At 64.5% G+C, this 13,236-nt stretch carries 12 protein-coding genes; 4 read left to right on the top strand and 8 right to left on the bottom strand.

What is annotated here, in order from left to right; all coding sequences use genetic code 11:
• Nucleotides 1–245: 245 nt before the first annotated feature.
• Nucleotides 246–1,370 (bottom strand): aminotransferase, encoded by a 1,125-nt coding sequence (locus AB4Y32_RS17850; protein ID WP_368722603.1) that lies wholly within the window; start codon nucleotides 1,368–1,370, stop codon nucleotides 246–248.
• Nucleotides 1,371–1,601: 231 nt separating this feature from the next.
• Nucleotides 1,602–2,519: a helix-turn-helix domain-containing protein gene (locus tag AB4Y32_RS17845; RefSeq protein WP_368722602.1), complete on the bottom strand. Its 918-nt coding sequence runs from the start codon at nucleotides 2,517–2,519 to the stop codon at nucleotides 1,602–1,604.
• A gap of 163 nt (nucleotides 2,520–2,682) precedes the next feature.
• Between AB4Y32_RS17845 and AB4Y32_RS17840 the strand changes: the two genes are divergently transcribed.
• The 3 genes from AB4Y32_RS17840 to AB4Y32_RS17830 all read left to right on the top strand — a co-directional run bounded on the left by AB4Y32_RS17840 (nucleotide 2,683) and on the right by AB4Y32_RS17830 (nucleotide 4,825).
• Complete coding sequence (locus AB4Y32_RS17840; RefSeq protein WP_368722601.1) at nucleotides 2,683–3,582, top strand: DMT family transporter; 900 nt, start codon at nucleotides 2,683–2,685, stop codon at nucleotides 3,580–3,582.
• Nucleotides 3,583–3,815: 233 nt separating this feature from the next.
• Nucleotides 3,816–4,073, top strand: coding sequence for a hypothetical protein (locus AB4Y32_RS17835; RefSeq protein WP_342940091.1), 258 nt, complete (start codon nucleotides 3,816–3,818; stop codon nucleotides 4,071–4,073).
• Nucleotides 4,074–4,213: 140 nt separating this feature from the next.
• Nucleotides 4,214–4,825 (top strand): LysE family translocator, encoded by a 612-nt coding sequence (locus AB4Y32_RS17830; protein ID WP_368722600.1) that lies wholly within the window; start codon nucleotides 4,214–4,216, stop codon nucleotides 4,823–4,825.
• A gap of 19 nt (nucleotides 4,826–4,844) precedes the next feature.
• Here the strand turns inward: AB4Y32_RS17830 and AB4Y32_RS17825 are convergent, their stop codons facing one another.
• The 5 genes from AB4Y32_RS17825 to AB4Y32_RS17805 form a co-directional block, all read right to left on the bottom strand.
• Nucleotides 4,845–6,059: a winged helix-turn-helix domain-containing protein gene (locus AB4Y32_RS17825; RefSeq protein WP_368722599.1), complete on the bottom strand. Its 1,215-nt coding sequence runs from the start codon at nucleotides 6,057–6,059 to the stop codon at nucleotides 4,845–4,847.
• Between the two features lie 133 nt (nucleotides 6,060–6,192).
• Entirely contained in the window at nucleotides 6,193–6,474 is a 282-nt protein-coding gene (locus AB4Y32_RS17820; protein ID WP_368722598.1) for a hypothetical protein, read from the bottom strand.
• Nucleotides 6,475–6,889: 415 nt separating this feature from the next.
• Nucleotides 6,890–8,593: an FAD-dependent oxidoreductase gene (locus AB4Y32_RS17815; RefSeq protein ID WP_368722597.1), complete on the bottom strand. Its 1,704-nt coding sequence runs from the start codon at nucleotides 8,591–8,593 to the stop codon at nucleotides 6,890–6,892.
• A 60-nt stretch (nucleotides 8,594–8,653) separates the two neighbouring features.
• Nucleotides 8,654–9,643 (bottom strand): DedA family protein/thiosulfate sulfurtransferase GlpE, encoded by a 990-nt coding sequence (locus tag AB4Y32_RS17810; RefSeq protein ID WP_368722596.1) that lies wholly within the window; start codon nucleotides 9,641–9,643, stop codon nucleotides 8,654–8,656.
• A gap of 302 nt (nucleotides 9,644–9,945) precedes the next feature.
• Nucleotides 9,946–10,197 (bottom strand): hypothetical protein, encoded by a 252-nt coding sequence (locus AB4Y32_RS17805; RefSeq protein WP_012403560.1) that lies wholly within the window; start codon nucleotides 10,195–10,197, stop codon nucleotides 9,946–9,948.
• 488 nt (nucleotides 10,198–10,685) lie between these two features.
• Between AB4Y32_RS17805 and AB4Y32_RS17800 the strand changes: the two genes are divergently transcribed.
• Nucleotides 10,686–11,207 carry a methylated-DNA--[protein]-cysteine S-methyltransferase gene (locus AB4Y32_RS17800; RefSeq protein WP_368722595.1) on the top strand — a complete coding sequence of 174 codons (522 nt, stop codon included), beginning with the start codon at nucleotides 10,686–10,688 and terminating at the stop codon, nucleotides 11,205–11,207.
• A gap of 194 nt (nucleotides 11,208–11,401) precedes the next feature.
• Here the strand turns inward: AB4Y32_RS17800 and AB4Y32_RS17795 are convergent, their stop codons facing one another.
• Entirely contained in the window at nucleotides 11,402–13,087 is a 1,686-nt protein-coding gene (locus tag AB4Y32_RS17795; RefSeq protein WP_368722594.1) for a methyl-accepting chemotaxis protein, read from the bottom strand.
• Nucleotides 13,088–13,236 lie beyond the last annotated feature (149 nt).

The following is a 13,236-nucleotide window of genomic DNA, read 5'->3' as shown; positions in this document are numbered from 1 at the left end:
CTGTCAACGTTTGTCAAACGCTAGCGCGGGCGCAACTCTCCAAGAGAAATCGATGTTTTCTGATTGTTGGCCGCGTAAATTGCGTTTACCGGGCAGACGAAAAAAAGCCCGCGATTGAGGCGGGCTGAATAGCGGTGTTCAATCCACTGGATTTGCGAGTCAGGCGGGCCACGCAGCGATGCCTTCCGCCGTATGCCCATGCGCTGACAGGGACGAAAGGCGAAGTGAACTTACAATAAAAAATCTCAACGCGCGACATCCCGCAAGAACTCGGACACCTTCGCGAGCCCCGCAACCAGCACATCGCGATTGTTCGCATAGCCGATACGCACATAACCTTCCACATCGAGCGCGCTGCCCGGCGTGAACATCACGCCCGTCTTTTCAATCAGCGCGACGCAGAAATCGAGCGACGGCATATCGACATCGACACGCACCAGCGCCGTCGTGCCCGACTTCGGCTTCACCCAGGACACCAGCGGCTCTTTCGCGATCCACGCATCGAGCAGCGCGAGGTTCGTGCGCAGAATGCCGTGATTGCGTTCGAGAATCGCGGTGCGGTTTTCGAGCGCGATCGACGCGAGCAGATCGTTGAGCATGCCGACACTGATCGTGTTGTAGTCGCGATGAATCCGCACTCGCTCGATGATGTCGACAGGCGCGGCGATCCAGCCCACGCGCAGGCCCGCGAGCGACCACGTCTTCGACATGCTGCCTGTGCTGATGCCTTTCTCGTAGACATCGGCGATCGATGCCGTGAAGCCGTTGCCGTCCTGATCGGTGCCGCGATACACCTCGTCGCAGAGCACATAAGCGCCGCATGAGCGTGCGATCTGCGCGATCTGTTCGAGGAGTGCGCGGTCCATCAGCGAACCCGTCGGGTTGTTCGGATTGTTGATCGCGATGACGCGCGTCGTCGGTGTCACCATGCGCTTCAGTTCGTCTAGATCGGGCAGGAACGCGTTTTCCTCGCGCAAACGCAGAATGTCGACTTTCGCGCCGTAGCTCTCGGGAATCGAGTAGTGCTGCTGATACGTGGGCAATACAGAGATCACATGATCGCCGGGTTCAACGAGCGTTTCGTAGACCAGTGCGTTCGCGCTGATCGCGCCATGCGTGATCAGCACGTTCGGCACACGCTGCTTCTCATACAGCGACGCGACGTTGCTGCGCAGACGCGCGGTGCCGTCGATCGCGCCATACGTCAGCTTCATCGGCAGAATTTCGTCGAGCAGCGCGTCTTCCTTGCCCGCGATCTTCAGCAGTTCGCCGACCGTCAGCGATTCCACGCACGTTTCCGCCAGATTCAGTTCGCAATGGTTCTCATAGAGATCCATCCAGCGTTCGACTCCAAATTCCCTGATTTGCATGAGTTCTGTCCTCGAGTGAAAGCAGTGGCATGGGGCGCGGCAAATGTGGCGTGCACAGCGCGGGTTCGTGTCGACTATAGACTATTTTGTCTCAAATGGACAAGATGAGTCTATCGAGCCAGCGAACAGCTTCGACGGATGAGCGCGCGTCAGAGGACGTCGCGCTCAACGCGTTCAACGAAGAGAGTCAGGGAAGAGAGTACGCCCGAAAGCGTCGCGAGCCGCGAAGCTTCAGCCCGCGCGCAACGCCTGGCGATAGACGGCGGGCGACACGCCGGTGCCTTGACGGAACCGGTGGCTGAAGTGGCTCGCGTTTGCGTAGCCGCATTGCGTCGCGATTTCGGCGAGCGGCATCGCCGTCGTGCGCAGCAGCGTGCGCGCGCGTTCAAGCCTTTGCCGCGCGATCCACGCATGCGGCGGCAGACCGAACGACGTGCGGAACATCCGCGCGAGATGAAATTCGGAGAGGTTCGCGACGGCGGCCAGTTCGCCGAGCGTGAGCGGCTGAGTCAGATTCGTGTCGATGTAATCGCGCAGACGGCGGCGCGTCGCGACGGCAAGACCGCCTTTGAGCACGGCGTCCGTGCGGTTCACACCCTGCGAGCGCAACAGCAGGCTCAACACTTCGTGCGACGTTTCGTTTGCACGCAAGCGGCCGTCGGCGTCGTCCCAGGTGTCGTTTGCGAGCGACTGGCACAGGCTCGAAATGCGCTCGTCCTCGAAGTACGTGCGATCGGCCAGCGTCAGTTCGCGCGGCTCGCGGTCGAGTTCGCGGATCGCGCGCTGCGTGAAGTGCTCGGGCAGGAAATACAGATGCATGAAGTGCATATGGCCGCGCACCCACCAGCGCGACTCGTGATCGCCGGGCAGCGCGCACAGGCGGCTCGGCGCGCCGTAGCGTCCCGGCAGCTTTTGACGCTCGGTGCGATAGCCGCCGTCCAGATAGCACGACAGCGTGTGATGGCCGGGCTGATCGTAGACCGTCTCTGCCTCTTTGGTCTCGCGCGTCCAGATCGCGATGGCCAGCTTGTCGCCGAGCCACGCGAAACGCTCGAGCGTCGCGTTCGACTCGCTGAGCGTCTGGCAGACCGAATGCAGGCCGAACGGCGGATCGGCGGGGTCGGTTGTGGCGATGGACGAAATGTTCACGTGAACGAGGCTGAAACGAATGAGACGTCGTTCGACAAGTATACGGCCTGATGCGTTACGCCTTCGTCGGCCGCTCGAAAGTGCGCAATTCTGGACAATCGAACGGACCCGCACGGGCGCATAGTCGGGCGGACCGTAGACCGTATTGTGTGGCGCACTGGCAATGAATCTCTTCCTTTATGTCGTGACCGTGCTGATCTGGGGCACCACCTGGATCGCGATCAAGTGGCAGCTCGGCGTCGTGCCGGCGCCTGTGTCGATTGCTTGCCGTTTCTGCCTCGCGGCAATCGTGCTGTTCGCGCTGCTCAAGTTCATGCGCCGTCCCGTGTGGCCGCCGCGTGCTGCATGGCGCTTTCTCGCGGCACAGGGCCTCGCGCTCTTTTGCGTGAACTTCCTGTGCTTCTACTATGCGGAAAGCGTCGTGCCGAGCGGTCTTGTCGCCGTCGTGTTTTCGACTGCGCCGCTGCTGAACTCGCTCAACGGGCGGCTTTTCATGGGACGCCCGTTGCAGCCGACGGCGGTCGTCGGCGCGGTGCTCGGGCTTGCGGGCATCGTGTGCCTGTCGTTGCAGCAGATGGCGGGGCATCTCAGCGATCACGCGGCATGGCTCGGTCTTGCCGTCGCGTTCGCAGGGACGATGTGCTTCTCGGCGGGCAATCTGCTGTCGAGCCGCATGCAGTCGATGGGCCTGCATCCCATCGTTACGAACAGCTGGGCGATGCTGATCGGCGCGGGCGTGCTGACGCTCGGCAGCCTCGCCGCCGGCTTGCCTTTTGCGCTCGAAGCGGACGCGCGTTATTTAGGCGCGCTCGCCTATCTTGCCGTGCCGGGCTCGGTGATCGGCTTCACTGCGTATCTGATGCTCGTCGGCCGCATCGGACCCGAGCGCGCCGCCTATTGCACGGTGCTGTTTCCGTTCGTCGCGCTTACGGTATCGACGGTGTTCGAAGGCTATCGATGGTCGGCGCTTGCCGTCGTCGGGCTCGTGCTCGTCGTGGCGGGCAATCTCGTTGCGTTCGGCGTGACGCAGCGGCTCTTCGTGCGGCGTGCCCGTACCGCGTGAGGCTTCATTGCGACATGTCGCCGTGCGAACGCGGACAGCCATGCCGCTAACATCCCGACGTTCTCGCCGGACGCCATGTGCGATGAGCGTGGAGTGAACCGGCGTTGACCGCCGCCAGTCGAACAAATACCCACCGACGCATGCCGTCTGTGCGAATGGACGGCTGTGCGCGATGGGTATATAACGACATTACCGATTCCTTCACGATGTCAGAACAGGAGTGACGATTCATCATGACGCGCGATGATCCGGGCAAGCAGAAAACTGGCGAACAGCCGGACCTCGAACACCTCGATGCAGCCGTAACGCATGTGGATCAAATGGTGTCGTCGGGCAACATTGCCGTGAGCGCGGCGCGCGGCATCCTCTACAGCCTGATCGAAACGCTGGGCGCGCTGGTTGGCGATCCGGACCTGCCGGAGCATGCGCGTTCCGGCTACGAAGGTTTGCTCGAAACGGCCCGCGAATTGCGGGTCAAGCTCGACCGCTGACGGCTGGTTTAACACCTGCATGCATGCGGCGCTTCGCCGGCGCCGCATGCGTCGTCTGCAACATCTGGTCACAGGATTTCGGCATCGTCGTCCGCCTGTGATACAAAGGGCGCTCGTTTCGAACCGCCCATCTTCTCCTGATGCTTTTCTCGCTGGTTTCCCTTCGCGAAGCGGCGCTGCTTGCGCTCGGCATCGTCGTCGTGCTGATCACGCCCGGCCCCACGAACACGCTGCTCGCCGCCGCCGGCTTGCGCCAGGGCGCGCGCCGCTCGCTGCCGCTGATCGGCGCGGAACTGGCCGGTTATCTCGCGTCGATTTCCGCATGGGGCTGCTTTCTCGCGCGCGCATCGCAGACGGTGCCGTGGCTGCCTTCGGTGCTGCGCATCGCGAGCGGTCTCTACATCGCGTATCTCGCGATCGATATGTGGCGCGCGGCCGTCGCGCTGCCTGATTCGATGGCGCCGGCGAACGGACCGCGCGCGCTCTTCGTTGCGACGCTGCTCAATCCGAAGGCCTTGCTGTTCGCGGGCACGATCTTTCCGCCGATTGCCTTCGAAAGCCTCGCGGGCTACGCATTCGCGATGGCCTTGTTCGCGTGCCTGCTCTTGCCGATCGCGCTCGCGTGGATCGCGTTCGGCGCGGCGCTCGGCAGCGGCAAGCTCAAGTGGCTCGATCCGGTGAAGATGCAGCGCGCCGCGTCCGTCGTGCTCGGGATGTTTTCGTTGTCGCTCGCGTGGGCAGCATTGCACTGAGCACTGTGAAAGTGCGCGCTCAATCGTCGGCGGCGGCGAGCGCCTGGGCGAGGCCATCGGGCGCCGACGTGATCTGCAATAGCGGCGTGCCGTGCCAGTCCGCGCAACGTTGCAGCGCGCGCCGCAACTCCGACGTGAGCCGGCCACTCACGCGCACGCCCGGCTCCAGGTGCAGCGACTTCACTTCGAACACGCCGCTCGCGCGATGCGCCTTCGCATCGACACGCCCGATCAGCTTGCCGCGATTCAGGATCGGCAGCACGTAGTAGCCGTATTTGCGCTTCGCAGCAGGCACGTAGCACTCGATCACATAGTCGAAATCGAACAGCGCGGCGACGCGCTTGCGGTCCCAGACGACGGGATCGAACGGCGAGAGCAGCGTCGTCACCGTCGATGCGAGCTTGCCGTTCGACGCGTCGTCGATGAGGGGCGCGAAGTCGCGATGCACGAACGTGTCCTGTTTCCAGCCGTCGACGCGCACGGGCGTCAGTTCGCCTTCGTCAGCCAGCCGGTTGAGCGCGTCGACGTAGGGGCGGCGCGGCATCCGGTAATAGTCGGCGACCCAGTCGGCGCGCACGATGCCGAGCGCGCGGCAACTGCGCCGCAGCAGTTCTTGCGCGATAGCATCGGCGGGTTGCAGATCGCGCGCATCGCTCCAGTGCGGCAGCACGCGCTCCGTCACATCATAGACGCGCTGGAAATTGCGCCGCTCGGCGACCATCAATTCGCCGATCGCGAACAGCACTTCGAGATGCCGCTTCTCCGGCTTCCAGTCCCACCAGCCATTGCCTTTGCCCGCCTCGCGCGCGAAATCCGCCGAGCGCACCGGCCCCGTCGCGCGGATGTGCGCGAGCAGCTTGTCGATGTCCGCCCGGTACTGCGCGTGCCAGTCGGCGGCATATTTCCAGCCCATGTCGGAGGGATCGAGCATCCGGTGGCGCATCAGGCCGTAGTCCTCGATGGGCAGAAAACACGCCTCGTGCGACCAGTATTCGAAGAGCCGGCCTTCCGCGAGATGTTCGTCGAGCCATTGCGACTGATAAGGCCCGAGCCGGCTGAACAGCACCAGGTACGGACTGCGCGCGACGACGTGAATCGTGTCGATCTGCAGATGCGCCATCTGCCGGATCGCGTCGAGCACGTCGGCTTTGGTCGCCTTGCGGCGCGGCGGCGTGAGCAGGCCTTGTGCGGCCAGATGCAGCGTGCGGGCGGCGGAAAGAGGGAGAGCGATCACACTTTTATGTCGTAGCGGGCCGAGTAGCAGCATGGACTCGCGCCATGCGTGACTTCGCTACTGTAGCGTGATCGGAGAAAACGTACGGGCGGTTTGCATCTTCGGCCCGTATCCGTATGCCTATAGACCCGCGTCACCAGCGTCCGTGACCGTGATGTCTTTCCCAGCCACGATGACGCCAGTGATCATGCCCATACCAGCGCGGGCCGCGCCAGTAGTCGCCCCGATAGCCGCCGTAGTAGACGGGCGGTGGCGGAGCGTAGTAGACGGGCGGCGGGGGCGCGTAGTAGACGGGCGGCGGCCCGTAGACGGGCGGGCCCAGATAGACGCCGACGCCGACATGGGCCGCAGCCGCCGTCGATGCACACGCCGCCGCGAGGCCGACGGCCGCCAATACGATCGCACGTTTGCTCATCCTGTCCTCCTTTGTCGACCAGAGTTGGCGCTTTAGCTGTCGGCTGGAGTTAGTGCTTCAGCACTTACTCCAGCCCCATGCAGAGCTCGACCAGAGTTGGCGCTTTAGCTGTCGGCTTGAGTTAGTGCTTCAGCACTTGCTCAGGTCCCATGCAAAGCGCGACCAACGTTGGCGCTTCAGCGCCCTACTCAGGTCGCATGCAACGCTCGCAAGACCCCGTCGACGTCGCCCGAAGCGGCTGCGCGTTTCTAACGGGGCGCTGACTAAATATTACGAAGAAGAAAGCATCGCAGGTGCAAGCAGACGGTGGCGAATGTAACGACCGGTAAGCGGACGCGCTGCCCGCCGCAATAGGCGCGGCCGGCCGACGCGATAAGACGCGCCAGCCGGTGCAGGACAGAAGAGGGAGGAAGAATCAGGCGCCGAGCGCGATCGTTTCGCCCGTGCGCTCCGCGAGCATCTGATGGATCTGCGCGACGACTTGCGCGCCTTCGCCGACGGCAGCCGCGACGCGCTTGATCGATCCCGCGCGCACGTCGCCGATCGCATAGACGCCATCGACGGACGTCGTCAGATCGCACGCCGAATTCGCGCCCGTGATCACAAAGCCCTTCGCGTCCAGTTCGACGCCGCAGGTGCGCAGCCAGTCCGTGTTCGGATCGGCGCCCGTGAAGAGGAACAGATGCCGCGAATCGAAACGGTCGCGGCCGTCCGCGCAAGGACGCTTCAGGCCGATTTGCGCGAGCCCCGCCTCGTTGCCTTCGAGCCAGCCGATTTCCGTGCCCGGATAGACGGTGACATTGGGCAGCGACGCGATACGGTCGATCAGATAGCGCGACATCGTCGCTTCGAAACCGCTGCGCCGGATCAGCACGTGAATGTGCTTCGCGTGCGACGCGAGATATACGATGCCCTGGCCCGCCGAGTTGCCCCCGCCGACGAGCACGATCTCCTCGTGCTTGCAGAGCTTCGCCTCGACGGGCGACGCCCAGTAGTAGATGCCGCGTCCGTCGAAGTGGTCGATGCCTTCGATCTCCGGGCGCCGGTACACCGCGCCGCTCGCGATGACGATCGAGTGCGCGCGGATGCTGCCCTGGCACGCGAGTTCGAGCCGGTACGGACGTTCGTCGCAATGCAGCGACTTGACCCTGACGGGAATGGCGACGTGCGCGCCGAACTTCTGCGCCTGCACGAACGCGCGGCCCGCGAGCGCCTGTCCGGAGATGCCCGTCGGAAAGCCGAGATAGTTCTCGATGCGCGAACTCGCGCCTGCCTGTCCGCCGGGCGCGCGGCCATCGAGCACGATCACCGAGAGGCCCTCCGACGCCGCATACACGGCCGTCGCCAGCCCGGCCGGTCCCGCGCCGACGATGGCCACGTCGTACACGAATTCGGAATCGAGATCCGGGATCAGGCCGAGGCACGTCGCCAGTTCGGGGTCGCTCGGATGGCGCAGCACGGAGCCGTCCGGGCAGATCACGAGCGGCATGTCGTTGGGGCCCGCCGCGAACTGCTCGATGATGCGCAGCCCGTCTTCGTCGCGCTCGTCGAGCACCGTGTGCGGATGGCCGTTGCGCGACAGGAAGCCCTGCAGCGCCACGAGCCGCCGGTCGTTGCTCTTGCCGACGATGATCGGTCCGCCCGCGCCCTTCTCGATCAGCCCGACGCGGCGCAGGATCAGCGCGCGCATGATGCGCTCACCCAGTTCGGCTTCTGCGACGATCAGCGCGCGCAGGCGATCGGGCGCGATCAGCAGGGCTTCGCCGGCTTCGAGCGCCATGCCGTCGACGAGCGCCGGCTTGCCCGACAGCTGGCCGACCTCGGCGAGGAACGAGCCCTTGTGATGCTCGTTGATCAGGTGTTCGCGCCCAAGACCGTCGCGCTGATAAATCTTGACCGAGCCCGACAGCAGCACGACCATCCCCGGCCCGCGCTCGCCCGTGCGGAACAGCATCTCGCCCGGTTCGAAACGGCGCACTTCGCCGAACTTGCACAGCCGCTTGATCTCGTCCGGCTGGAGTTCGGGGAACATCTGATGACGCCGCATCGAAAGCATCGAGTACGGTGCGTCATTGATGACGACATGCTGCGAGTCTTCGCCCTCTCGCGTGACACCCATCGGTTTCGCTCCTTGCAGGGCTGCGCGCCGGGAAGGGTCGCAGCCGATGTGATTGTCGGTTCAGACTGTTTTCGGCGTGATGCCGACGGCGACCGTCGGCTCCGGTTCTTCCGCGAGCGGCTCGAGGTGCCGGCCCGCGTCGCGCCATGCGTCGAGGCCGCCGCGCAACGGCAGGACGTCGCTGAAGCCGGCCTCCGTCAACTGCTTCGCCATCCATGCCGCCGATACTTCGTTCGGGCACGAGCAATAGATCACGAGCTTCTGGTCGTGCGGATACTGCGTGACGATTTCGTTGAGCTGGCGCTCGTCGGCGAACACCGAGCCGGGGATCACGAACGGATCGAGCTTGCGCTTTTCCTGCGAGCGGATATCGAACAGGACGGGCGAACGCTTGTCGAGCATCAGCTTGTACAGCTCGTCGACATCCATGCGCGCGGTCGCGAGCTTCCTGATCAGCTGACGGCGCCGGTACCACCGATACGCGCAATAAATGGCCAGCAGCACCGCCACGACCACGGCCGTCATCTTGCCGAGGCGGCTCGCGCCGGCGAACAGCATGTCGATCTGCTGCGCGAACACGACGCCGAGCACGAGGCCGAGGCCCGACCAGAGCGTCGCGCCGATGCCGTCGTACGCGAGGAACGTGCGGTACGGCGTACCCATCGCGCCCGCCATCGGAATGGAGACGATCGACAGCCCCGGCACGAACTTGGCGACGGCCAGCACGCGCACGCCCCAGCGGCCGAAGAAGCGCTCCGTCTTCTTCACGCAGGTATCGCGCGACAGCGACAGCTTGCACAGCGTTTTCAGCGTGTTGCCGCCATAGATGCGGCCGGCCGCGAACCAGGCGCTGTCGCCGATCAGCGTGGCGAACACGGCGAGCACGAGCACAGGCACCACCTGCGCTCCGATCGAGCCAGGATGCATAGCGGCCATCGCGCCGAACAGCACGAGAGAAGGCATCGCGGGCACGGGCAGCCCGATCGACGCGGCGAGCACATTGGCGAATACGATGGCAGGCCCGTACTGCTCGACGAGATCATGTAGCATCGGCTTACTTTCGCGGCCGTTTGGGCCGGAAGACGACTTGGTGGACTCAACGATTATGGACGCATTTTCACCGCGTGCAAGAGAGGTGCGGTCTGCGCCGAGGATACTGCGGAAAAGCGGAAAACTCGTATCGCTGCGCGCTTCGAAATGAAGTGTTCGGCGCGCCCGCCGAGCGTCATGCAACGTCATGCGACGTTCACCGGAACCAAAAAGGTGAGGGCGGCTGCGCTAAAAACAAGAGGCGCGGCGCCGTAGTACGGACGCCGCGCGATCTTTGTGAAGCGACTGTTGACTGCGGAGAATTATTGCCGGTGATTGTGCTGCTCGCCCGGTAGTTCGGCGCCATGCGCACGGATGGCTGCAATCAGTTCCGCCGGCGTGATTTCATAACGCACCTCGCGGTGGATGCCTGGCTTGCGTTCATCGACCTCGATCAGAAGAATGCCTTTACCGTCTTCTGTCGATTCGAGGCGCAGCGAGCGTAGTTCGCGACCCGTTGCGTCGTCGTGCTCGGTGAGCAGGGCCATTGCCCCGGAAGACCCGGTGGTGCGCATCGAAAATTCCCTCTTGCGTGATTGAACAACGTTGCCGAATAGGCATTGTAAGGGGTAGCGCCGCGCGCCGTCTGTCGCGTGGCGCTCACACTCCCGCGATTATGCGGGCGAGCCGTTCGTGGCGCATAAAAGGAACCAGACGCAGAGCGCAGAATCAAGACTGGTGCGGCTTTGGGCGGGATGCGGCGATTTTTTCACGGGTCACACGCTCGCGTGCGGCGCGATCGAGCCTTGCGTAAGACGCGTTCGCCGCGCCCGTTTGCGGCGAGCTTTCGCGCGCTGTCATGGCAGTGACGTTTGAGTGTATTAGCGCAAGTTTCAGGAGGCGGCGTCGCGGCGCGCTGCGCTAAAGTCGGTACTGTTGGAAGGCAGCTTGGGCAGCATCGGAACGCAGCGTCGGAATGCAGCATCGCGGCGAATCACGAAACATCGATTTCGGATCGATGCCGCGTTCGAGCGCCGCTTGAGTGAACTTGCAGGAGGGTCTCATGAAGCAATGCATGTCGATGCCGAGTCCGCTCGGCGATATTCTGCTGCGCGCGGAAGACGATGCGCTGACGGGCGTGTTTTTCGTCGGACAGAAGTATTTCCCGGCCGCGGACGCCGCGCTGGCGACGCTCACGCCTTCGCGCGTGCTGCTTCAGGCGCGCGAGCAACTCGGCGAATACTTCGCGGGCGGGCGGCAGCAGTTCACGCTGCCGTTGCGCATGCTGGGCAGCCCGTTCCAGCGCGACGTGTGGGAACAGCTCGTGGAGATTCCGTACGGCGAGACGGCCGGCTACGGCAGCATCGCGCGGCGGCTGGGCTTGCCGATGTCGGCGTCGCGCGCGGTCGGCGCCGCGAACGGGCGCAACCCGATCTCGATCGTCGTGCCGTGCCATCGCGTGATCTCGGGCGCAGGCGACCTGACCGGCTATGCGGGCGGACTGCATCGGAAAGAAGCGCTGCTGATGCTCGAACGCCCGATGTCGAAAGCGCCTCAGCAGCTCGAATTGCTCGCTGCGCTGTGAGCGAGGCGCATACGCGGAAACAAACGGGAGCCAAGAAAAACGAGCGGATAAAAAATAGCCCGTCCACAAAAGGGGCGGGCTACATAAACGCCGTTGTTACTCGGGTCAGCCGGCCCGCACACAATCCTGGGCGCTGACGGTCGTATCTTTATCTGACGAAAGCGCGTTGTCGAGATGGGAGTAACGATGATCCATCAGACCAAAGCGTCTTCTTCGGAGTCGGCGCGAACCGTGTGAACAGGTGTCGCCGGGCTGCGCAGCGGCTCGGCCGCGCGAGTGTGCGCCTTGCGCGGGGCGCGCGACGTGGGCGTGCCCGATGGCGCGCCCGACACCGTGAAGAGCCGCACGGCTTCGTCGAGCACATAGGCCTGTTCCGCGAGACGCTGCGCCGTCGCGGCGGCCTGCTCGACCATCGCGGCGTTCTGCTGCGTCGCGCTGTCCAGATGCGAAACGGCCTGATTGATCTGGCCGATGCCATCGGCCTGTTCGCTGCTCGCATTCGCCACTTCGACGATCAGCGACGACACGCGCGCCACGGCCTCGTCGATCACGGCCATCTGCGCCGTCGTGCGCGCGACCAGTTCGGTGCCTTGCGCTACCTCGCTCACCGTCGTATCGACCACCTGCTTGATTTCCTTCGACGACGCCGCGCAGCGCTGCGCGAGCATGCGCACTTCGCTCGCGACGACCGCGAACGAACGGCCCGCCTCGCCTGCGCGCGCGGCCTCGACGGCGGCGTTGAGCGCGAGGATGTTGGTCTGGAACGCGATGCCGTCGATCACGCCCGTGATGTCGGCGATGCGCTTCGATGCTTCCGTGATGCCCGCCATCGTCTGCTCGACCTGCTGCGCAACCTGCCCGCCGAGCGCAGCGGCGGCCTGCGCGTCACGCGCGAGATCAAGCGCGCGCACGGTCGTGTCGGCGTTCGCCTGAACGGTCGTGGTCAGTTGCTCCATCGTCGCCGCCGTTTCTTCAAGCGAGGCCGCCTGCATTTCCGTGCGGCGCGCGAGATCGACGTTGCCCGTCGATATTTCGTGCGCGGCGTCGAGCATGCCGCCGATCTGCGAGCGCACGTCGAACACGATCGCGGCGAGATTGGCCTTCAACTGGTTGAGCGCCTGCAGGACGTCGCCGAGGTCGTCGTGGCGGGCGATCGTCAGGTCCTGGGTCAGATCGCCGGCGGCCATGCGCGTCGCGAACGACGACATCTCGTCGACGGGTTGAGCCAGGTGGCGCGACAGCAGATACGCAGCGGCGGCGCTCGTCGCGGCCGTCACGCCGAACGCGATCCAGAACGGCAGCGGCGGCAGCCCGCCCCACGCGGCGAGCCCCGCCGCAAGCAGCGCTACGGGCGCGACCGTATAACCGATCGTCGCGCGGGTCGCGACGGGCAGACGCATCATTGCCTGCAGCCTGCCGACGAGTCCCGTGCGCACGACCACGCCCCGATGCAGCCTGTGGCCATGCGCCTCGCCCGCGCGCATCTTCGCGTACAGCACCTGCGCGTTGCGCACCTCTTCGCGGCCCGGCTTCACGCGCACGCTCAGATAGCCGACGGGCGTGCCGTTCTCGACGACGGGCGTGACGCTCGCGCGCACCCAGTAGTGATCGCCGTTCTTGCGCCGGTTCTTGACGAGCGCCGACCACGGCTGGCCCGCGCGGATCGTCGTCCACATGTCGGCGAACGCTTCGGCGGGCATGTCGGGATGGCGGATCAGGTTGTGCGGCTGGCCGATCAGCTCTTCGCGCGAATAGCCCGACACGGCGATGAAGGCGGGATTGCAGTACTGGATCTTGCCTTTGAGATCGGTCGCGGACACCAGCATCTGCGACGAAGGGTAGTCGTACTCGTTTTGTGTAACCGGCTGATTGTTGCGCATTGCGTTGTTTGCCCTGGACTGCCGGATGCCTGCGCATCCGATTGAATCTCCATGGTTTAACGGCATCGCCTTCCGGGGCTTGAGGGTATCCCTGGTATTCGAGTCGGGTAAGCGTGCGACGCGGCATTAGCGCGGCCTTTGAATTCCGG

The organism is Paraburkholderia phymatum, from assembly GCF_040965635.1.
In the GTDB taxonomy this organism is placed as follows: Bacteria; Pseudomonadota; Gammaproteobacteria; order Burkholderiales; family Burkholderiaceae; genus Paraburkholderia; species Paraburkholderia phymatum_B.
Note: the sequence above shows the minus strand (reverse complement) of the source record. Positions and strands in the feature narration are given on the sequence as shown.